This is a genomic window from Yaniella soli (assembly GCF_054782375.1).
This window is the reverse complement of the sequence record NZ_BAAGSP010000004.1, coordinates 89961-111317: the sequence shown is the minus strand read 5'-3', so window position 1 is coordinate 111317 and position 21357 is coordinate 89961. Positions and strand designations below refer to the sequence as shown.

Annotated in this window: 17 protein-coding genes; 6 read left to right on the top strand and 11 right to left on the bottom strand. The window is 57.9% G+C overall.

Going from position 1 to position 21357, the window contains the following annotated elements; translation table 11 throughout:
- Positions 1-101 precede the first annotated feature (101 nt).
- Positions 102-668 (top strand): MarR family winged helix-turn-helix transcriptional regulator, encoded by a 567-nt coding sequence (locus ACYVJT_RS03380; RefSeq protein WP_343955503.1) that lies wholly within the window; start codon positions 102-104, stop codon positions 666-668.
- A gap of 160 nt (positions 669-828) precedes the next feature.
- On the opposite strand, the gene ACYVJT_RS03375 is transcribed toward ACYVJT_RS03380, so the two are convergent.
- The 8 genes from ACYVJT_RS03375 to ACYVJT_RS03340 all read right to left on the bottom strand — a co-directional run bounded on the left by ACYVJT_RS03375 (position 829) and on the right by ACYVJT_RS03340 (position 9487).
- Positions 829-1218 (bottom strand): DUF6841 family protein, encoded by a 390-nt coding sequence (locus ACYVJT_RS03375; RefSeq protein ID WP_343955505.1) that lies wholly within the window; start codon positions 1216-1218, stop codon positions 829-831.
- Between the two features lie 59 nt (positions 1219-1277).
- A complete protein-coding gene (locus ACYVJT_RS03370) occupies positions 1278-3068 on the bottom strand; it encodes an ABC-F family ATP-binding cassette domain-containing protein (RefSeq protein WP_343955507.1) in 1791 nt (596 codons plus the stop codon).
- Positions 3069-3143: 75 nt separating this feature from the next.
- Positions 3144-4109: a GHMP family kinase ATP-binding protein gene (locus tag ACYVJT_RS03365; protein WP_343955509.1), complete on the bottom strand. Its 966-nt coding sequence runs from the start codon at positions 4107-4109 to the stop codon at positions 3144-3146.
- Positions 4106-5002 carry a 16S rRNA (adenine(1518)-N(6)/adenine(1519)-N(6))-dimethyltransferase RsmA gene (gene rsmA, locus ACYVJT_RS03360; protein ID WP_343955511.1) on the bottom strand — a complete coding sequence of 299 codons (897 nt, stop codon included), beginning with the start codon at positions 5000-5002 and terminating at the stop codon, positions 4106-4108. Before rsmA ends, ACYVJT_RS03365 begins: the two co-directional genes overlap by 4 nt.
- Positions 5003-5115: 113 nt before the next feature.
- On the bottom strand, positions 5116-6093 hold the full coding sequence (locus tag ACYVJT_RS03355; protein ID WP_343955513.1) for a resuscitation-promoting factor: 978 nt from the start codon (positions 6091-6093) through the stop codon (positions 5116-5118).
- A 163-nt stretch (positions 6094-6256) separates the two neighbouring features.
- Positions 6257-7222: a TatD family hydrolase gene (locus ACYVJT_RS03350; RefSeq protein ID WP_343955515.1), complete on the bottom strand. Its 966-nt coding sequence runs from the start codon at positions 7220-7222 to the stop codon at positions 6257-6259.
- A 69-nt stretch (positions 7223-7291) separates the two neighbouring features.
- A complete protein-coding gene (locus ACYVJT_RS03345; protein ID WP_343955517.1) occupies positions 7292-8773 on the bottom strand; it encodes an NAD-dependent succinate-semialdehyde dehydrogenase in 1482 nt (493 codons plus the stop codon).
- Between the two features lie 171 nt (positions 8774-8944).
- Positions 8945-9487 (bottom strand): hypothetical protein, encoded by a 543-nt coding sequence (locus tag ACYVJT_RS03340; protein ID WP_343955519.1) that lies wholly within the window; start codon positions 9485-9487, stop codon positions 8945-8947.
- Positions 9488-9763: 276 nt separating this feature from the next.
- On the opposite strand from ACYVJT_RS03340, the gene ACYVJT_RS03335 reads away from it, so the two are divergent.
- Complete coding sequence (locus ACYVJT_RS03335; protein WP_343955521.1) at positions 9764-10999, top strand: ferrochelatase; 1236 nt, start codon at positions 9764-9766, stop codon at positions 10997-10999.
- Positions 11000-11063: 64 nt separating this feature from the next.
- Here ACYVJT_RS03335 and rsmI read toward each other — a convergent pair whose 3' ends face one another.
- Entirely contained in the window at positions 11064-11942 is an 879-nt protein-coding gene (gene rsmI / locus ACYVJT_RS03330) for a 16S rRNA (cytidine(1402)-2'-O)-methyltransferase (RefSeq protein WP_343955523.1), read from the bottom strand.
- 31 nt (positions 11943-11973) lie between these two features.
- Between rsmI and ACYVJT_RS03325 the strand changes: the two genes are divergently transcribed.
- On the top strand, positions 11974-13614 hold the full coding sequence (locus tag ACYVJT_RS03325) for a dolichyl-phosphate-mannose--protein mannosyltransferase (protein ID WP_425579837.1): 1641 nt from the start codon (positions 11974-11976) through the stop codon (positions 13612-13614).
- A gap of 77 nt (positions 13615-13691) precedes the next feature.
- Positions 13692-15503, top strand: a complete 1812-nt coding sequence (locus ACYVJT_RS03320) for an AMP-dependent synthetase/ligase (protein WP_343955527.1) — start codon at positions 13692-13694, stop codon at positions 15501-15503.
- Here ACYVJT_RS03320 and ACYVJT_RS03315 read toward each other — a convergent pair.
- Both ACYVJT_RS03315 and ACYVJT_RS03310 read right to left on the bottom strand, forming a co-directional pair.
- The gene (locus ACYVJT_RS03315; protein WP_343955529.1) at positions 15494-16606 is read right to left on the bottom strand and encodes a TIGR01906 family membrane protein; all 1113 of its coding nucleotides are present in this window, start codon (positions 16604-16606) and stop codon (positions 15494-15496) included. The genes ACYVJT_RS03320 and ACYVJT_RS03315 overlap by 10 nt on opposite strands.
- A gap of 81 nt (positions 16607-16687) precedes the next feature.
- Entirely contained in the window at positions 16688-17680 is a 993-nt protein-coding gene (locus ACYVJT_RS03310; protein ID WP_343955531.1) for a stage II sporulation protein M, read from the bottom strand.
- 113 nt (positions 17681-17793) lie between these two features.
- On the opposite strand from ACYVJT_RS03310, the gene ACYVJT_RS03305 reads away from it, so the two are divergent.
- Together ACYVJT_RS03305 and ACYVJT_RS03300 are read left to right on the top strand one after the other, a co-directional pair.
- A complete protein-coding gene (locus ACYVJT_RS03305) occupies positions 17794-18588 on the top strand; it encodes an RDD family protein (RefSeq protein ID WP_343955533.1) in 795 nt (264 codons plus the stop codon).
- Positions 18589-19002: 414 nt separating this feature from the next.
- Positions 19003-21216, top strand: a complete 2214-nt coding sequence (locus ACYVJT_RS03300; protein WP_343955535.1) for an HNH endonuclease signature motif containing protein — start codon at positions 19003-19005, stop codon at positions 21214-21216.
- Positions 21217-21357: the final 141 nt, after the last annotated feature.

Here is a 21357-nt window from a genome sequence, read left to right as displayed (position 1 = left end):
ATACTCCTACGTCATAGCAAGATTTGCTAACTGAAGATATAATACTAGCTACACTAGCAATTAGGCGAATACGAATATCTGACAGGAGTTCCCATTTCCTGATGCGTGAGAAAAACGACGAATCACTGGTACGGAATGTCTACGCGATCGCCGCTTCTGACCCACATTCGCAGCTCATCAACCGCGACAAGCACTCAACCTCTGAGGTTGAGCACATTGACGAACTCATGGCAGCGCTCGCCGCGCTCCGTGCAGCCGAACAGGAATTATCTGCGGCTGCACAGAAATACATGCAACTCGGCGAGACGGATATGAAGGCCCTGCACTTCTTGATTGTTGCACGAAACACCGGAGAAATAATCACGCCGGGGGCGATCGCAGTGCATCTGGAGATTTCGAGCGCCTCGACAACCAAGCTGTTAGATCGTTTGGAATCCGGCGGTCATATCCGTCGTTCGCCACACCCGCGGGACCGCAGGGCCACAGCAATCTCCATCACACCCAAGACTTATGAGACCGCAGTTGAAGCCGTCGGAAGACAACAAGCACAGCGTTTCCACGCCGCAGCGCGACTGAGCGAACAGGAACGCACCGTCGTGATCGCTTTCATCAAAGATATGACAAGAGAGATAGCCGCAGACCCCAAGAACTCCCCCGACCCCGCCTAGACACACTGATGAACCGGCGGCGGCACAACGCACCGACACCGTTGAGGTGACGTTTGGTCAATGACGGTTCCCTCGATTTTCTGCGCATCCGCTGTGCTCTGCGCGAGACGCCTGGGCAAGGCTTACCAGCCCGTGAATTCTAGTGACCAGCAGTTCTGAGTCACACATCCAGCGGGGTCAGCACAGCGATTTTCCAGTCCTCACCGTCGAGGACGAGCTGGTACATGTGCCGCTCATCCGGCACGCCACCGTCATAGCTCCAGCGCACATCCGCCCAAATGCTGTAACGGGTTGCCGCAACCACCTCCACAGCAGCCTCGGCAGTAGAGGCACCATCATACTGGCCGAATGCACTGGCGAAGAACTCCTCGGTCTGACTTGCGCCGGACACGGCGATGGCTTGTTCGGGAAACACAATCAGCGCGGGCACCGCATAGTGTCCGGCGATCACTGTCGCGTCGCGGTCAAGCAGGCCACGAGTGTAGGTATCGAAGAACTCACGCGCAATAGTCTCGTATTCGTGCATGGTCTCAACGCTACCGTGTGACATTACTCACCGTCGAGGAAAAATATGTCGTGACCGCCTTCGTCAACGGTATGACCGTGGACTTAGTCTAAAAGCTCTGAGAGCTCCAGCCACCGTTCCTCGACCTGGTCCTTTTGGGCTTCAAGCTCTTTGAGCTGTTGGGCTTGCTCTTGTAAGCCTTGGAAATCACTCGGATCCTGCGCTGCCATCTGTTGTTGGACGGCATCGATCTCCTGTTGCAGCTTCGGCAAACGCCGTTCCACTGCGGAGAGTTCTTTCTGCGCACTACGACGCTCAGAGCCAGAGAGTCGCTGGGTCTCCTGCTGCTGTCCCGCCGCACTGCTCGTATCATTGGATCCGTGGTGTGCGTCGGCTTCCTTGCTGAGTCGCAAATATTCATCAACCCCACCCGGCACGTGACGTAATCTCTTATTCAAGATCGCATACTGTTGATCGGTCACACGTTCCAGCAAGTAGCGGTCGTGCGAGACGACAATCAGTGTGCCCGGCCAGGAGTCGAGCAGATCTTCCATGGCTGCCAGCATGTCCGAGTCCACGTCGTTGGTGGGTTCGTCCAGCACAATGACATTGGGTTCGCTCAGCAACAGTAGCAGCAACTGGAGGCGACGTTTTTGACCACCTGACAGTTCCTGTACCCGAGCTGAGAGGTGTTGACGCTGAAATCCTAGACGTTCCAACAGTTGTGCCGGCGTATGGTCTTTGCCATCGACGGTAAACGTCGTTTTGGTTTGGGCCAGGACTTCTCGAACACGGTCGGCACCGATGTCTTCCAGCTGAGAAAACTGCTGATCCAGCATCGCAATCTGGACGGTTTTTCCATGTTTGACCCGACCACTGGTCGGCATGATGTCACCGGTCACCAGACCGAGCAGTGTAGATTTTCCAGCACCATTTGCACCCAAAATCCCGGTCCGTTCGCCGGGCCCGATACGCCACGTGATGTTGTCTAAAACTTCGTGGTCACCATAGCTGACACTGGCCTCTTCGATATCGACAACGTCTTTGCCCAGGCGTGCCACAGCCAGTCGCTGCAGTTCGATGCCGTTGCGGACCGGCGGAACATCCTCGATGAGCTGAGTGGCCGCATCGACACGGAATTTAGGCTTTGAGGTTCGAGCCGGTGCACCGCGGCGCAACCAGGCGAGCTCTTTGCGCATGAGGTTCTGCCGCTTGCTCTCGGCCGCAGCCGCCATCCGGTCGCGCTCAACCCGCTGGAGCACGTACGCGGCGTAGCCGCCCTCGAAAGGCTCAACAATCCCGTCATGGACTTCCCAAGTCTGGTTACAGACTTCATCGAGGAACCAACGGTCGTGAGTAATCACCAACAGTCCCCCAGCGTTGCGCGCCCAGCGGCGCTTCACATGGTCGGCCAGCCAGGCAATGCCTTCAACATCGAGATGGTTGGTGGGCTCGTCCAGGGCAAGAATATCCCAGTCCCCGATCAAGAGCCTTGCCAGGGCCACGCGACGACGCTGCCCGCCCGACAACGAACCAACTTCGGCTTCCCAGTCCAAATCTGACACAAGCCCCTGGATCACGTCGCGGATCTTGCGATCGCTGGCCCATTCGTGTTCGGCAAGATCACCGACCACGGACTGGCCCACGGTCAGCGTGGTGTCGACCGCATCCGATTGATCAAGCATGCCGATGGTAGTGTCGCTGCGCACGGTCACTTGACCGGCATCGGGTTCAAGTTTGCCGACCAGCAGTTTCATCAGGGTGGATTTACCGTCACCATTGCGCCCCACAATTCCGATGCGGTCGCCGGCGGAGACCCCCATCGTCACAGATTTGAGGACCTGCTGGGTCGGGTATTCGAAGTGGAGGGCTTCCGCCCCTAAAAGATGAGCCATAACTTCAACCATGATAGTTCACAGCAACGCTGTGGTCCTTCCGCTTCGTCGAGAGCACCAACGAGGCACAGCACACTAGACCAAATGAGCACCGGACACGGGGCCGTACTCGGCGACCGCGGCGATCTCCATGCGCTGCTCGAATCGTTCAGCCAGCTCATTGGCTGCATGCATATCGTCGGCAATAAAGACCAACGATGGGCCACGATCCACGGTCACCGCGGCTAGCGCGTCCTCATCCATGCCCGCGGTGAGCCAATCATTATGCTCGGGCAACATGCTCACCAACGCCGGTTGGAATTCGTTATGCATCATCAGCGCCACCTGTTTGGCATCACCCTGGGCCACCGCCTGCAGCAATTCGGTCTGGAATTCTAGGACAGCGTGCTGCTCGTCGTCTGTGGTGTGGCGCAGTTGACGGACAGCTTCGAACATTTCGGCATTGCCTAAGTCGGCTGCTGCCGGCACCACAACCATGGCGAGCTCACTGTGCACTAAGACCGGGGTGACCAGCTCTTCGATTGCGTTGTGATGCGTGATGATCGCTCCGCCGGTGATGGCTGCGGCCACACCATCACCGATGCGTGGCGCCATGCGTGCAAGGTCTTCGCGCGCAATAGAAGCGTCCCACAGGCCGCTGAGCGCAACCAGTACCGCCGCGGCAGTTGCGGCTCTTCCCCCGAGGTGGGTATCGAACGGGATGAATTTTTGGATGGTGATGTCGAGTCCCGAAGTCTCCTTGGGCCGACCCAGGTGCGCACGCAACACGTCTACGGCTTGAAACACCGCGACCAGGTCGTCGTGCGGGATATCAGCGTAGTCAATGACGCTCCCCGTCGCGTCTTCGAAGCTCACCAGGATTTCTTTATCGTCCCGCGCTTCAACGGTGGCCGTATCGTAGCGCGACACCGCAAGTTTCAAGCTCAAGACCGGCGCTTGTTGATATGCTTCTGGCTCCCCGACCTTGGTAGCAAGCGCGACCATCGCCGGAGCTTGGGCGGTGACTGAGGCAGGCGGGTCGAATTCGAGTTGTGCGCTCATGACTCACCCCTGTGGTGCTTGTGTTCGGCAATGCGTACAAAATGTTCTATTTCGAGTACCTCACCGCGAGCTTTGGGGTCGACGCCAGCTGCGAGCAGGATCTCTTCTGCAGCCACCCCGGATCCAGCCCACTGGCTGAGCGCCGCTCGCATGGTTTTGCGACGTTGTGCGAACGCGGTGTCGATGACTTCAAAGACCTCTTGGCGTGTTGCAGTGGTTTCGGGCGGCTCTTCTGCGGCAAAGTGGACGAGCCCCGAGGTAATGCGCGGCGCGGGCCAGAAGACTTTTGTGCCCACAGTGCCGGCAGATGTCGCCTTACCGTACCAGGCCATTTTGACCGATGGCACACCATAAATTTTTGAGCCGGGACCGGCCACGAGTCGTTCGGCGACCTCTTGTTGCACCATCACCAAACCATGCTGGATGTTGGGCAGCTCGGCAAGGATGTGCAACATGACGGGCACCGCCACGTTATAGGGCAGATTCGCCACAATCGCTGTGGGAGGCCCATCGGCAGCTTGGGGGCGTGCCGCATCAATGTCGGCGCGACCAATCCGTAACGCGTCGGCTTCCACGACTGACAGTCGATGCGAACTCTCGGGTCGCCACGCTTCGACCGTGGTTGCTAATCGGTTTGCGACCGGTGGATCGATTTCTATCGCCGTCACAGTGTGGGCAACATCCATCAACCCCAAGGTCAGGGAGCCGAGCCCGGGCCCGATTTCAAGTACGTGCTCGCGTGCGTCCAAGTGTGCCGCACCGACGATGCGACGAATCGTGTTGGGGTCGATCACGTAATTCTGGCCCAGCGTTTTCGTGGGGCGCAGGTCGAGGATATCGGCGAGTTTGCGGATATCTGCAGCGGATAGCAAAGAGTGTTCTTCTGAAGTCACGTTCCCATCCTAGTCTGCGCCGCAACGTCAGCGATCGTTAACCACCTCGGCCCAGAATCCACCTCCTGGATTCTGGGCCGAATGAATCTTCAGCTTATGAGATTATGGGGTGTTTAGCGGATACCCAGCTGCGAGGTACATGATGGCCAGGCTCCCCAGCCTTGTCCCGCACGGACCTTTTCAGCTGTTGCAATCTGCTGCGCACGGGTCGCTTGGTCTGCGGTTGGCGCGTACTGGGTGCCTCCGAAGGCAGCCCATGTACTTGCCGAGAATTGCAAACCTCCGTAGTAACCGTTACCGGTGTTGATCGACCAGTTTCCTCCGGATTCACACTGTGCCAAACGGTCCCAGGTCGAACCGTTGGTGACTTCTGGAGCGGAAGCGCCGGTATTACCATCCGAAGACGATGAAGACGACGATGACGATTCGGAAGAGCTCGAGGATTCAGGCTCCTCTTCAGGTTCTGGTTCCTTGGTGCCGCGCAGTACGACTGCATCGGTTGGTTCTTCGGTGATCTCGCGGCTGATTTCGTTCTTGTCGACTTCTTCACCATCTTCGGTGGTGACTTCGTAGGTCACGCTGGCTGTACCATTTGAACCTTCGGTTTCGGTTTTGGTTTTGCCTTCTTCAAGAGTGTTGTCGTCTTCGTACGTGGTCTCGTACTCAACAGCTTCCTCTTCGGTGACTTCGGTCTTTTCAACGACGGTCACCGTAATAGCGGTGCTGTCATTAATGTTTGCATCGAGCTGGGGAGAGACTTTATCGTCTGCTCCAACGGACACACTGGCGTTGTCCAGGACTTCCTGGACCGTTTCACCGGTGCTCAAAACTTCTTTCGTATCCCCGGCAACAGTGATATCGATTGCCTGTGGCAGCTCGAACTGATCAGCGCTCAGAGGCGTAATAGATGAAACTCGCTCGATGTCGAGAGGCTCTTCGGCTGGCTGTTCTTCGTTCTCGGCGTCGGCAGTGACAGGCTTATCGGCATTTGCTTGTGTCACGACGAATGCTGCGAGGCCGCCTACTACCAGGACAAGGGCTGCAATCTGAGCCACGATCTTGGTCAGAGTGCCGCTGAAAATGCTTGACATATAGAAATTCCAAAGTGTTGAGATTCCGACGCAGCGGCACTTTTCGCCAGCGCGTCGATTGCATAACTCAAGACTGTAACGGAAAGATAACAATGATTACAAATCGGTAACGGAGTTTGTTGAGCATTTCTCGGTCGCCCAGCCCGAACTCGCGGCCAGATGCCTAGTCAACCATGAATTTTCCATAGACGCGCTGGGTATTGTCAAAGATCACGGTGCCGAGATCTTCGACGGTTTGATCACGGCTCTCAGCGAGTTGATACAACGTATGTGGCACCAGATACGGCGCGTTTGGCCTGCCCCGATGTGGATGCGGGGTCAAAAACGGTGAATCGGATTCGACTAACAACAGGTCTTCCCGCATGACCTGTGCTGCCGCGCGAGATGCGTTGTTGTTTTTGAAGGTCACAACCCCGGAGAAGGACGCGTACCAACCATGTTCGTTCAAGATCGTCGCCATGTCAGCATCGCCTGAATAGGAATGAAACACGACATGTTCGGGCAACTGCTCCATTGATAACAACGTGGCAACAACGTCATCATGAGCGTCCCGGTCATGAATTTGTAGGGCAAGTCCGAGTTCAACCGCAATCTCGATGTGACGCTTGAACGCGGATTTTTGTACCTCCCAGTTATCTTCGCCTTCTGTCCGGTAGTAGTCCAGACCGGTTTCACCGATACAGACAACTTGTGGGTGGGCTGCGAGTTTTTTGATTGTCTCGAGTGCCTCGTCCAATGTACCGTCGCGTGCCAACTCAACGGTGTCATTGGGATGAATCGCAAGTGCGCCGCGCAGCCGTGGCTCTTGGTCAAGTGCCTCGAGGGTGTATTTGGCGGATTCAAGATCCGTGGCCACTTGCACCGCCCCGACCACATTGACGGTGGTTGCCGCATCCATCGCCTGAGTTGGCGTGACGTGCACCAGCCCGTCCCGAAAGTCGAGGTGAGCGTGGTTGTCGATGACCGGAACCGGCGAGGGTGCTGGTGCCGGAGGGTAGACGAGTTTGCGCTTGCGTCCGGTGTATTCATCGGTCGCAGAGCGTACGGGGCTGCCATCGCTGCCAACATTGTCGGTCTGTGGCAGGTAGTGCTGAGGAGTCTGTGGTTCGGGTTGTGCTGAGGTGGACATGACCCCTAGCTTAACCGTCACTGCCCCACCGAGTTCAACGACTCGATGGGGCAGTGTGTCGGTATGAACTTATTTTACGTTGTGTGGGTTTGGCATACCGATGTACTGAACTGAGGTGTACTCAGCAATCCCTTCGGTGCCACCTTCGCGACCCATGCCGGACTGTTTGACGCCACCAAATGGTGCAGCAGCGTTGGAGATGACGCCGGCGTTGAAACCGATCAGGCCGAATTCGATTTGGTCTGCAACTCGCAGTGCGCGATTGTGGTCCTTGGTGTACATGTAGGCGGCCAGGCCATATTCGGAGGCGTTCGCCAACCGAATAGCATGGTCTTCGTCTTTGAACTGCACAACCGGTGCCACTGGGCCAAAGATCTCTTGGGCCAAGATGGGTGAATTTTCCAGCACGGACAGGATGGTTGGTTCATAGAAGTAGCCGTCGCCGTCAACCTTTTTGCCACCGGTGACCACTTCAGCGCCTGCTTCGACGGCTTCGGTCACGAGACCGTGGACGTCTTCACGCGCGTTTTCGTCGATGATTGGACCAACGTTGACGTCGGCTTCGGTACCACGTCCGACTTTGCGTGCGCGCATGGCTTCAGCAAATTTGGTGTTGAATTCTTCGGCAACGTCTTCGTGCACCAAAATACGGTTTGCAGCGGTGCACGCTTCACCCATGTTGCGCAGCTTGGCAGCCATCGCACCCTCGACTGCAGCGTCGATGTCGGCGTCGTCGAACACGATGAATGGCGCGTTGCCGCCCAGTTCCATCGAGGTCCGCAGCACGTTTTCCGACGCATCGGCGAGCAGACGACGACCAACCGGAGTGGAACCCGTGAAGGAGATCTTACGCAGACGGCTATCTTTCATCAGTGGACCCGAGATCTTCGAGGCTGACGAGCCCGACACGACGTTGAGCACACCGGCTGGCAGACCTGCATCGAGCATTGTCTGGGCGAAGTACTGCGAGGTCAGCGGGGTCAACTGTGCTGGCTTGAGCACCATGGTGGCCCCTGCGGCAACCGCCGGGGCGACTTTACGAGTGGCCATGGCCAGCGGGAAGTTCCACGGCGTGACCAACAGTGATGGGCCAACTGGTTTGTGACGCACGATCATGGAGAGATTGCCCTCTGGGGTGGTGCCGAAGCGGCCGTAGTGACGCACGGTTTCTTCGGAGAACCAGCGGAGGAATTCGCCGCCGTAGTTCACTTCACCACGTGATTCAGCAAGTGGTTTACCCATTTCCAGGGTCATCAGCAGTGCGAAATCTTCGGCGCGCTCCTGCACGAGGTCGAAGGCACGACGCAGAATCTCGGCGCGTTCACGTGGTGCGGTCAAAGCCCACTCGGCTTGGACTTCGTCAGCTGCAGCCAGCGCTTTCAGGGCATCTTCGGAGCCGCCGTCTTGCAGACGGAGAAGTTCTTTACCGGTGGCTGGGTCGTATACCGGAAAGGTATTTCCGGAAGAGGCGTCTACCCATTCACCATTGATGAGTAGGCCGGTGGGAACGCGTTCGAGCAGTTCTTTTTCTTGTTGTGCGCTGACAGTCACGGGGTACCTTCTTTCGATGTGTCGGAGAAGTTCAACTCGCCATTCAATCTAACACGCAGTGGTTGCGCTGATGGCTCTCATACCGTTTATGAGTATAGAAGTTAGGCATGCCAGGTATTCCTGATGTGCATTACCGGTGGAGCATTTCATGTCGAGCCAGAATGTTTTGGCTTATCGAAACTTGAACATCCTCCACATGAAATAGCCTAGGCTAAGCATCATGAGTGCAACCGCTACCCAGGTCCAGTGCACAGAGAAAACTCCCAACCAGCTGCCCACCATGACCAGCATGATCAGAGCGCAGCTGAATGCTAACCAGGCCATCATTTGGACAGCATTTTTATATTGGCGTTGGACGTTGTGTTCGGTCAGCATGAACGGGAAATTGTAGATTCTTGGATAACGCGCAAGAATCACGACACCGACGGTGGTCACCGCCAGCATGGCCAAGGTTCCCACACTCTCCCAGGAAGAACCTACGCGAGTCACGTCACCGCTGAAGTCATAGTGCATGGGCAAATTTTCATCCATGCTGAGGGAACGAAAGAAGAAGTATACGAACAGTCCGAGCGCAAGGACGGCACTGATGCCAAGGAGGCCTTTGTGCAGGGGGTCCAATGCGAACGCAGGCTGTGGTCTTTCTTGGAAACTGGTGTAGACCACACCCCCATCGCGATTACGGATCGGGTCTCGAGTACGTCCACCTTCGGTCATGCGTGCTTTTCTTCCTATGATTTTCACCTGCGACTCTGCAAACTTGATGTTTCCAGGCTATTGAAGTCCTCACAAGGTCTAGCGGGCTATATCCATGAGGCATGGGGACTACAGTGAGGTTGGCCACTATCCCTGAGGGCGCGTCATGGTAACCGCGACCCAAATGGTCTTGGTCTAGCGCCGATGACTAGACTAATGGCGGACCAAGCGGTCCGACATCATTACACACTTGCGACACCTTGAATATTCGTATTGCCCAACTCTCAGGAGGCTCGCGTGACCGAGTGGTCCAAACCTCAACCTTCATCCCGCGTCGTTGTACAGGCTGGTGCTGCCGTGCCGGCGGCAACCCCGGAAGCTGCCGCCGGTGACAAATGGGTTGAAATCCCTACCGAATTCGATGCCATCATGCTGTCGTCCTATGGCGGACCAAATGGCCAGGACGACGTGCTGCCGTTCTTGCGCAACGTCACGATGGGGCGCAATGTCCCAGATGAGCGCCTCGAAGAAGTTGCGGTACACTATCGCGAAGCCGGTGGTGTCAGCCCGATTAACGAACAGAATCTGGCGTTGAAAGCCGCCATCGAAGACGAACTCAAGCGTCGGGAGATTGACCTACCGGTCTACTTCGGCAACCGCAACTGGGACCCATATTTCACCGAGGCGGTCTCGAGGGCACACGAGGACAATAAGGTTGCAGACCGTCCGACAAAGATTTTCGCACTTGTGACCTCGGCCTACTCGGCGTACTCGTCGTGCCGTCAGTACCGTGAAGACTTCGCCGATACGTTGGAGGCACTGGATCTGTGGGACGAGGTCCAAATCGACTCGTCACGCACGTTCTTTGATCATCCAGGGTTTGTGAATCCGTTCATCGAAGGCACGCTGAAGGCCCTCGCCGAATTGGTGGATGAGAATGGCGAATTGGACCTGACCAAGGATGTTGAAGTCCTGTTTTCAGCACATTCCATTCCGATCAAAGACAACGCGCAGTCCGGCGAACCAGATGAGCACGACTACGCCGACCTGGGCGCATACCAGGCCCAGCACCTGGCCGTCGGCGGGCTCGTCATGGACTCCGTCAAAGAACAGTACGGCATCGATGTGCCGTGGAAACTGGTCTACCAGTCCGAATCTGGACCGGGTCACATTCCGTGGCTGAAACCCGACATCAACGACTACCTTGAAGAAGTCTCGTCGACGCGCAAGGCCGTCGTGGTTGTCCCGGCAACGTTTTTATCCGACCACATGGAAGTCTGGTGGGACCTGGATATTGAGGCCAAGGAAACCGCCGACGAACAGGGTCTGGGCTATAAGCGTGTCGCCACCCCGGGTATCCACCCAGAGTTTGTGGCCGCCATGGTGGATCTCGTGGAGGAACGACTCAACGGAACACCGGCGGCAGAACGTCCAGCGCTCACCTCATATGGTCCAGGCTACGATGTGTGCCGCGCCGGCTGCTGCCAGGGTTCCGGCAAGCTCCGTGCCGCAATCGGTGGTCTGCTGCCATAACAAATGTTGAAATGCCGGTGATGCGCCACGACCTCAGAGTCAGCGCATCACCGGTTTTTTGTGTCTACTTATCCGCGAGTGCGGCGTTATAGAGTTCGCGCGCCGAATGCCCTGTGTCGTGCCCCACGGTGCGGGTTGCTGCTTTCAACCGCTCCCCATCCTGAACGCGCGTGCGCACATCGGCCAGGGCTTGTTCAAACGTCGTCGGTTCTTCCGCCGGCGCCGGCCCCACAACAATGACGATCTCACCTTTCATTGTCTTGGACTCCGCCCACTCGACGAGCTCAGCGACACTGCCCCGGGCAATCTCTTCATGATATTTCGTCAGCTCCCGCGCTACCGCTGCCGAACGATCCGAGCCAAATGCGTCGGCCATCGCCTGCAGTGTTGCCGCAGTACGATGGGGCGATTCATAAAAGATTAGCGTCCGGGTTTCAACCGCGAGCGCCGCCAGGGCCTTGGCTTTCTCCCCCGTCTTGCGCGGCAGAAAGCCCTCGAACGCAAACCGGTCGGTGGGGAGCCCAGACAACACCAGCGCGGTCACCGCAGCCGACGCACCCGGGGCAACCGTCACGTCAATATTTGCCGCAATCGCCTCGCGCGTCAACCGATACCCAGGATCAGAGATCGCCGGCATCCCGGCTTCGGGTACGAACACCACGCGCTTGCCAGCACGAATCTCGGCGATAAGCCCCTTCGACGACTGCGCCTCGTTATGTTCGTGATGCGACACCACTGTGGCCGAGAATTGCACCCCTGCGGCATGTAGGAGCTTATGTAATGACCGGGTATCCTCGGCGGCAATAATATCGGCCTGGCCCAAGACATCTTTAACCCGGTCGGTGAGATCCGCCAGATTCCCAATGGGTGTGGCGGCCAGGGTTAACGGGGCCACGAGGGCAACTGATGCATCGTCGTCGGATGCTGTGTTGGGTGCGTCCATGTTCCCATTATCCGCGCTGAGCACCGGTAGCATGGCCTGTGTGTCAAAGAAACAACTGAGCCAATCCCCAGCATGGTTATCCAGCCCGAATGCGGCATTCTCACTGTCAGGGCTCAAGGCGCGGTTGTTGTACCCGAATTTCACCCTGGGTCCCACCGGCTGGATCATCGCCGCCGTGGTGACCCTAGCTGCGGGGCTTTTACGCTTCTGGAACCTGGCGAACCCCCAAGAGCTCATTTTCGATGAGACCTACTACGTCAAAGATGCCTATTCGCTATGGCATTTTGGTTATGAACGGTCCTGGAGTGATGACGTCGACGAGGCGTTTGCCGCGGGTAACGCCCAACCCGGCGAGGACGCCTCCTATGTAGTGCACCCGCCCGCCGGCAAATGGCTCATTGCAGCGGGAATGGCCCTGTTTGGTTTCGAGAATGCGTTCGGATGGCGTTTCTCCGCTGCCCTGGTTGGCACCCTGGCTGTACTGGTCACGTTCGTCTTAGCCGCCAAACTTTTCCGCTCGTTGTTCTTGGCATCCACGGCCGGTGTCTTGCTGGCCGTGGAAGGTCACCACATCGTCATGTCCCGAGTGGGCCTGCTCGATATTTTCTTGGGACTTTTTGTGCTCGGAGCGTTTTGCGCGCTGGTTGCTGACCGCACCTGGGGGCGCCGACGCCTCGTCGCAGAACTCGCCACCAGATACCGTCGAGTCGTCTCCCCCGCGGCCACCGACGACGACAAGACCGCTTGGCACAGCACGATGCCCTACGGCCCGTGGCTGGGCTGGCGGCCGTGGCGCATTGCAGCCGGTGTGCTGCTGGGGGTCGCAGTGTCGATCAAGCTCTCCGGCCTCGCGTTCGTGGCGGTCTTCGGGTTACTGACGGTCTGGTGGGATGCCAACGCCCGAAAAACCGCCGGAATACGACGCTGGTTACCCGGCGCGACGGTGCTGGACGGCCTGTGGGCGTTTGTTTCCGTCGTCATCGTGGGGGCGATCACCTATGTGGGCACCTGGCTGGGCTGGATTATCAGTTCGGGTGGCTACTACCGCAACTGGGGTGCCGAAAATCCAAGCATCCTGCCCGATTGGCTCGCCTCACTGATCCACTATCACGTCCAATCCACGCAGTTCCACACGGGGCTGGACAGCGATCACAATTACGCGTCCTCGGCCTGGACCTGGCCATTTGCCGGACGACCGGTATCGTTCTTTTACCGCACCGAAGAAGACGGTGTCACATGCGCGGCAGAACAGTGCTCGGCGGCCATTCTCGATCTCCCGAATCCCTTGATCTGGTGGACGGGCCTGCTGGCGCTGGTGTTCATCTTCTTGCGCTGGCTGCTCGTGCGCGATTGGCGGGCCGGCGCCATCTTGGCCGTCTATGTTGCCGGGCAGCTGATCTGGGTCATCTGGCCCGAGCGCACCATGTTCTTCTTCTATACGGTCGCCTACGTCCCGTTCCTGATCCTGGCGATCGTCTATGTGGCAGGGCTCTGGTTGAACCGAACCACTACGGCAGGCACACCGATCTCCCGGCAGGTCGCCATCCTCGCCATCGGCATGTTCGTGCTGCTGGCACTTGTGGTCAGTGCATACTTTTTACCGGTGTGGACGGGCGAGCCCATCAGCCTGGAACAATGGCAACGCCGCATGTGGCTGCAGTCCTGGATATAATGACCCATACCATTACAGTGTGACTGTTATTACGGTAGACTGAACCGCGGCAATTTCCACCAACGAAAAGAGGCCCCGTGCACATCGCGACACCCGAAATCCATCGGCTCGATCCGAAATCGAATCTCACCGATCTCGTCGTCGAACGACTCGGCGCGGATCCTGCCCGCGTGGTGTATGCGGTACAACGCTCCGAGGATCTCAACAAGCTGGCCTGGGATGACGTCACGGCGTTTCAATATCTCAGCCAGGTGCGCAAGATCGCCAAGGGGCTCATTGCCTCCGGCGTGCAACCCTTAGACATGATCGCCGTGATGTCGCCGACCAGCTACGAATGGGCTCTAGTGGACCAAGCTATATGGTTCGCCGGCGCAATCTCGGTCCCCATTTACGACACGTCATCACCGTCACAAATCGCGCACATCCTCAACGATTCTGGTGCCCAGAAGATTTTCGTCGCCGGAACCACTCAGGCCCGTGCGGTCGACCGGGCCATCGAGCAACACGGCCTTTCCGACATCGAACAGTTTGAACTCACCGACGCCGGGCTGGACGTCCTGGCCGAAGCCGGCAGCGACATCTCCGATGACGAGGTTGAGACCGTGCGATCGTTGGCGACCATGGAGTCCACCGCGACCGTGGTCTACACCTCGGGCACGACCGGTGCGCCAAAGGGTGCCTTGATCTCGCACAGCAACTTGGCAGAGGGCGCCGTCAACATTGTGCCCTGGGCCGAGGAGATTGTGCTGTCTCGACACACCCCGCGACTGCTGATGTTTTTGCCCCTGGCCCACATTCTGGCGCGCGCAGTCCAGTATTTCTGCCTGGTGTCGGGTATTCAGGTGGCCCACACATCGGATACCACCAACGTCACCAAAATCATGGGCGCCTATCAGCCCACCTGGTTGCTCGTTGTGCCACGCGTTTTGGAGAAAGCCTATAGCGCCGTGCTCACCCAGGCCGAGAATGCGACCGGTCTGCGCAAAAACCTGCTGACCGATGCCATCGAGGTGGCCGAACAGTGGTCGCGGGCCCGTCAGTCAGGTGACATACCGGTTGGGCTGCGCATCAAACACGCATTCTATGATCGGGTGGTCTATACCAAAATCCGCGAAGTCTTCGGCGGTGAAGCCCAAGCCGCGATTTCCGGGGCCAGCCCACTGAATGAGAAACTCGCGCACCTTTTTACCGGCATGGGCTTGGGAATATACGAAGGCTACGGCCTGACCGAATCGACGGCCCCGGCCTCCGTCAACGTGCCGCACAGCGTCCGGCTAGGTTCGGTTGGCAAGCTGGTACCGGGTATGGAAGCCAAACTGTCCGACTCGGGCGAACTGCTGCTGCGCGGTGTAGTGGTCTCCCCCGGGTATCTCTCCGCCGACGATAACGCCGACTCGTTCGATACCGAAGGCTGGTTTGCGACAGGTGACGTCGCCGAAATCGATGACGACGGGTTCATCTACATCACCGGGCGTACCAAAGATCTCCTCGTGACCGCCGGCGGGAAGAATGTTTCGCCGGGGCCGCTCGAGGAGACCATCTCGATGGCACCCATCGTGGGTCACGCCGTCGTCGTCGGGGAAAATAAGCCGTTCGTCGGGGTGCTCATTTCGCTGGACGCCGCCGAACTGGCCGCGTGGGCGTCGCGTCGTGGCAAAGAGGGGCTCACACTGGACGAAGCGCGCACCGATGAAGACGTGCACGCCGAGATCCAGAGCTACATTGACCTGGCAAACCAGAGCGTGTCCCAGGCCGAATCCGTACGCAAAATGGTCATCCTGCCAACCGAGTTATCGCAGGAGACCGGGCACGTCACCCCGTCTGAGAAACTGCGCCGTGCCTCAGTGGTCGTAGACTTCGATGAAGCGATGGCCGAACTCTACGGCTGATGCACCCTCGGTTCGCTCACGACTTGGGATTCCATGAACCGCTGGGCCTGCTCGTTGCGGAAGCGTCGGCGGCCGGTTGGCGCAGTGCAGATGATGATGGTCGCCATGGTCACCAGGGTCAATGCCGCGATCCAGATGGCGGCATCGATCCAGAACTGACCTGGATACAATCTGATCAACGTATCCGTCGTATAGAACGTCCAGGTCCCATCGGCAAAGAAAATCTGATGGAAGCCCGCGAAGAACGCTTCCCAGCCGAGCAACGCCACAACAGCGAGGATGATCAACGCGGCCGTGAACCAGATCGCGCCGGCAAACAGTGAACGCGCAATGGCTCCCTTGCGCATGCGCGACAGCAAGATCATCAGCACGATGCAGATCACGGCCATGACGATCCCGGCGATCATGGTCACGGTCATCACCTGCTTCACGTCGGCCATGTGCGCGACCTCCTCCTGGGTGAACAACGGATTCCCGTTGGCAAAGGTAAGATCGCCAAGATAGCTGGGCGGCGCGAGATTGAACAGGTAGTCGAGTCCGTAGGACCCGTAACTGAGCCGCTGTTCCGTATCCATCCCGTATTGATCCGCGGGGAAACCGGGACGGTTATATTCGAACCACAACAATAATGGTGATGCGACCACCCGCAGGATGGCGATGAGTATGGTGATGGGTGCCAGAATCGCCAGGGCGACCTGCATGACGACCGCCACGGCTGGTGAACCTACCACGGCACGGTCCCGGGCTTTTGCACGAGCCGACGCTTCGTCTTCAAACGAGTCCTCGAGTGGTTCGGTCAGCACGGCTGGCGGTCGTGCTGGTTGCGGCGTTGCAGCATGGGCGCCCGAGCTTGGAAACACTTGTGTTGGAAGTGGTTCAGGCGCTGTCGGCTCTGAAGCAGGCGGCTTTGAAGCTGGCGGTTCCGAAGTCTGCGGCGGGGATGGCGGGGCATCCTTATCGGTGAGCGGTCGTTTCAATGTCGAACCGGTATGTAGCGTATCGCCGGCGGGATCGACTCGACGACGCGGTCGACGCGGTGTGGCGACGGGTTCGGGGGAATCTGTTGGTTCGCGTTCGTGGTCTTGAGGAGAACGTTGCGACATTGACCCACCTTTCAACATGTGTGCTGCCAGCCTACGACGCATTCACACATCTCAGAACTGGGCACACCGATGGGTTGTGAACTAGCCTGTGATGGTTTGGCGTCCGCCATCATAGTCAGCAACGTCGGCATCCACATTGGCCTTCGCGGCGCGGGAACCAAACACCCAGGTATATACCCAGTACGCGGCGAGCACCAGCGCGCCGATGGCGATTTTCAATGCGGTGGGCAGTGGTGACGGGGTGACCAGGCCTTCAACCAGCCCGGAGATGAGCAGCACGCCGACCAGTCCGAGGCCCACCAGAATCAGTTGCCGTCCCCAGTAGGCCAGCGACTGCAGGCGCGTCGTACGTCCCGGAGCCACCCACGCCCAAAAGATCCGCAATCCGGCAGCCCCAGCGATGAAAATGGCGGTAAGTTCCATCAGTCCGTGCGGCAGAATGAACGCGAAAAACGTGTCGAGTTCGTCGTGTTTATGCATCAGTGCGGCAGAAGTACCCAATCCCTGCGCGTTGGCCCACAACACATAGGGCACAAAGAACCCGGTGATGCCGAATGCGACCTCTTGCAGGGCAATCCACGCGTTATTGACCCACACCAGGGTCGTAAAGGACGCGGCGGGGTTCTCCGAATAGTAATCCACAAAGTCTTCTTCGACGTATGCGATCTGGGCTTCTTCGGGCAATATCGCATCGAAAAATTGGGGGTTATTGGCGTACCACGTGCCATAGGCCAGTGCGATGGCCACGAACGCTGCGGCCAAGATGATCGTCAACCACCGAATTTGGTACAGCGCATAGGGCAGTTTGACGGCGAAAAACTCTTTGGCCCCTGCAACAGGCGATCCGGTGGCCGAGGTCAATCTGGCACGCGCCCGCGCGATAATCAGGGATAACCGATTGGCATACGGTCCGTCGGGAGCCTGCGCTTGAACGATCGAAAGGTGCGTGGAGGCGCGCCCGTAAAGCTCCACCAGTTCATCCACGTCGACGGGACTCAGCCCGCGGTACCGTGCCAACTCGTCGAGCCGCTCCCAGTCAGGGCGGTGAGTATTTGCGTACGCTTCCAGATCCACGAAGCTAACACTACTAGGATGAAGTGTCTCAACGATATTATTGACACACCACAGGCGTCTACACTGGAATCGCACAACCATGCGGGCGTCGGTTGACGATGAAAGGTCAGGGCATGCAGGAACACACGATCACCGGTGAAGCCGTCGTCCTGAACATCCGAGCCGCAAACTTCATGCCGCGACTCGGTGCTGCCCTGATGGATGCCTTCATCTATTTACTCGTGTGGGGCTTCGCGATGATCGGGTTGGCTCAGTTCACCCAGTTTTTCTCCGTGGATGTCGCCGCCGCCCAAGCCCTGTCGATACTGGCGATCGTCACGCTGATGTTCGCAATACCGTTTATGGTCGAGGGGCTGTCCAAGGGACGATCCGTCGGCAAGCTCGCTTTTGGGCTACGAGTTGTTCGCGACGATGCCGGAACCATTCGGTGGCGTCACGCATTTACGCGATGCCTTACCGGTGTCTTCGAATTGTGGATGATGTTCGGCTCGGTGGCCATCATCAGTTCCCTATTCAATAAGCAATCGAAGCGTCTCGGCGACATGATGGCCGGGACCTATGTGATCGTCGCCCGTGCACCACACCTGCCGCCAACCATGCCCGATGTGCCACCCAACATGCAGGCCTGGGCGCAAGTCGCTGACGTCGGGCGGATACCTCCCGGGTTAGCCACACGAGTGAATACACTGATCCGCAATTCCGCGACCATGGATCCAAACGCCCTGGCCAACGTGTCGGGGCAGGTCTATAACCAACTTCTTGAATACGTCACTCCCGGTCCCCCGCCAGGAGTCGATCCGATGACATTTATGGTCGGGGTGATGGCCGAGCGCAGGAACCGCGACTACAACGTCTTGGCGCGACGCCGTGAACGTCGGCAACGTGATGCCAAGCATCTCGTGCGGTAACGCTCGTCTTCTGCAGAGAACCCTGTTCCGGAAAATTTCTGGGACAGGGCTTTTTCTTGTCTGGCCACTCCAGGGTTCTACCAATTCGGGGCCCGGTGACGCAGCTATCGATTGTTTCTCGGCATCTGTTCGCGTAGATACGTGAGCATTTTCCAGGTTTTGGGTGTTCTGCACCCGTGTCGCGTGGGGTGTGGAAAAGTCTGAACACGCAATGCGGTTATCCACAAAACACACGACACACCAAGCACAAATAATCACCACATGATACACAACATTATGTAATGTTAAACTCTCTTAAATAGTCCAACAAACAAAGCCAAACTATTGCCAAGTAATAGGGCCGACAGGTAGAATAGAAGCCAACATCATCGACTATTGAACACCCATCGTTTGCTCGGTTGAGAGGAGGTTGTTGTGGACCACACCCCGATCCTGCCCAACATCGGTACCCCGTGTCCCACCGACCTCCTCAACCCCGACAAACTCGATGGTGCCTCCCTGGGTGAAGCCCTGCACGCAGCAGCGTTTATCTTGCAATACGCGGGCAAGAAAATGGCCCACCCCAGCACCTTCACCGAGCTCCCCACGTTCCCCCAGGGCGCCGGCTCTGACTGGTCGGGTTACCAGCCCCAAACCGGTGATGACACCAGCCACGACGATACAGACAGCGCTGGAGATTCGAAGACACCAGCCACCGTGGTGCCACCAGAACGCTATTACGACTCGCTACCAGCGATTGGGGACATGCTGTCACAAGTCACGCAGTCTACGGATGTGATGATGGCCAACTACACCCGCTACTTCCAAGCTGTCGAACACGACCAAGTCACCTACTTCGGTGCCCCGTTTGCCACCAGCGGCTTCACCGATGCCAAACAGTATCTGCGCGACACCATGAAACTCTCCGCGGCCACCGCGGCCAAGCATGTCGACCGGGCAGCGTATGTGACCCTGGCCCCGGGCAAGAACCTCGAAGAAGCCGCCAACCTGCCCGTCTTCGCGCGCATGGCCGCCGCATTCATCAACGGACGAATCCCAGCAGAAAATATCGACCGATTCATTGCCATGGACCAAGACTTAGTCGACTACGCCGCCAAAACCGGCCAAACCACCGACTACAAAAACGCCGTCCTCCAAGCCTTCGAACCCACCCTGGTCGAAACCGCTGAAACCTCCACCCCCGATGAAGTCTCCCGGGCCAGAAAACGGTGGGTGGATCGTATTGCGCATGCTATGAACGCCGATGGGCCCTCACCCTCCCAAACGCTACGCAAACAGCCCGATAATGCGATCAAAACCCGGGATCACGCCGATGGCAGCGGCCACATCAGCATGCACGCCACCCCAGACCTGTATGCGCAATTCAAAAACTTCAAACTCCACATGCTCAACCACCACGGCACCCCACCAGACATCCCCGACGGAATCGCCGCACTGTTCCCCACCCAAAACACAAGCGATAATGACGCAGAGGACGCAGCAGATAACACCGTAGAGCCAGCCGTGGCGACCAATACACCAGATGCTGCGCTGGCTTCCCAGTCAACCATTGGCGACACCGCCGCGGACAACCAGCGAACCGCGGTCGATGGCAATTGTGGAATCGCAACACTCGAACCCATCACCGACAGTGATACTGCAGGTGCACACACTGATCCTGAGTCATTCGGAAAGACTGGCACCGATCCGCAGGAATCGCTTCCAACACGTCTAGAAGATACGGCTCCGTTGGGGCTCACCCCTGACAGTGAGCCACCGTTACCCAACCCGGATGCCATTGTCGCCGAAGACGAGCACGGTAACCCGATCACCGCCCAGCGGGTCAATGCCATTGATCAGATGAGTCAAGGCCAGAAACTCGGGGCCATGCTCATCGGCATGTTCAACACCCTGCTAACCATGGACCCCACCGAGGCGGGCATCAAAAAATCCCACGGCTCCAGCGCACAACTAGTCTTGGTCCAAGATATCCAGACAGCTCACCACACCCTGGGCCTACCAGAACTACCAGCAGCAGCACAGCGGCCACCCGGAGTCGACGGCATCCTACCGCCCGTGATCACCGCACCCAACCCCAACAATTCGAAGGCACCAGACTGCCACAAATCCTCAGCCGATCATGATGATTTCGAACCACCACCGCCCGATCCGGATGACGAATTCGCATCACCACATGATGGGTACGTGAACCCAGTGGCCTGGACCCCATATCAGTCAGAGGTCATCAACCACGGACCAATGCACCCCAAAGACGCTGAAATCCTGGCCTGCAACGCCGAACTCGTAGGCCAAATCTGGGACGGACCAGATACCGTGCTGCACCAGAAGCGCACCCAGCGGCTCTTCACCCCCACACAACGCCGCACCATTTTAGCCCGAGATCGAGGATGCCAGGCGCCTGGGTGTACTGTGCCCGGCATCTACTCCGAAATTCACCACATCAAAGCATGGGAACACGGCGGCACCACCGACGAACCCAACGCCACCACACTATGCGCTCGTCACCACGGGGCAATACACATCGGCAAATGGCGCATCGTCAAACACCACGGCATGACATTCTTCCAACCCGCACCCTGGCTCGACCCCTACCAACCCCTACTCCGAAACGTCTACTGGAACACCTAGAAAGCGACCCCGTCGTGAGCTCAAGCCGACTTCCACAAGTACTCACTGAATTCTCGACGTCATCAGCCGTCTCCCCTAGTCAAACCGCTCCGAAGAACACACCCAGGGCACTAATCTGGGGCACTAACCTCCTCGAAAACT

Excerpts from the sequence above, each read along its gene's own strand:
- rsmI (WP_343955523.1), bottom strand. The coding sequence starts at position 11,942 with ATGGACGCACCCAACACAGCATCCGACGACGATGCATCAGTTGCCCTC.
- ACYVJT_RS03350 (WP_343955515.1), bottom strand. The coding sequence starts at position 7,222 with ATGTCCACCTCAGCACAACCCGAACCACAGACTCCTCAGCACTACCTG.
- ACYVJT_RS03380 (WP_343955503.1), top strand. The coding sequence starts at position 102 with ATGCGTGAGAAAAACGACGAATCACTGGTACGGAATGTCTACGCGATC.
- ACYVJT_RS03315 (WP_343955529.1), bottom strand. The coding sequence starts at position 16,606 with ATGTCGCAACGTTCTCCTCAAGACCACGAACGCGAACCAACAGATTCC.
- ACYVJT_RS03355 (WP_343955513.1), bottom strand. The coding sequence starts at position 6,093 with ATGTCAAGCATTTTCAGCGGCACTCTGACCAAGATCGTGGCTCAGATT.
- ACYVJT_RS03340 (WP_343955519.1), bottom strand. The coding sequence starts at position 9,487 with ATGACCGAAGGTGGACGTACTCGAGACCCGATCCGTAATCGCGATGGG.
- ACYVJT_RS03325 (WP_425579837.1), top strand. The coding sequence starts at position 11,974 with ATGGCCTGTGTGTCAAAGAAACAACTGAGCCAATCCCCAGCATGGTTA.
- ACYVJT_RS03305 (WP_343955533.1), top strand. The coding sequence starts at position 17,794 with ATGCAGGAACACACGATCACCGGTGAAGCCGTCGTCCTGAACATCCGA.
- ACYVJT_RS03370 (WP_343955507.1), bottom strand. The coding sequence starts at position 3,068 with ATGGCTCATCTTTTAGGGGCGGAAGCCCTCCACTTCGAATACCCGACC.
- ACYVJT_RS03375 (WP_343955505.1), bottom strand. The coding sequence starts at position 1,218 with ATGTCACACGGTAGCGTTGAGACCATGCACGAATACGAGACTATTGCG.
- ACYVJT_RS03365 (WP_343955509.1), bottom strand. The coding sequence starts at position 4,109 with ATGAGCGCACAACTCGAATTCGACCCGCCTGCCTCAGTCACCGCCCAA.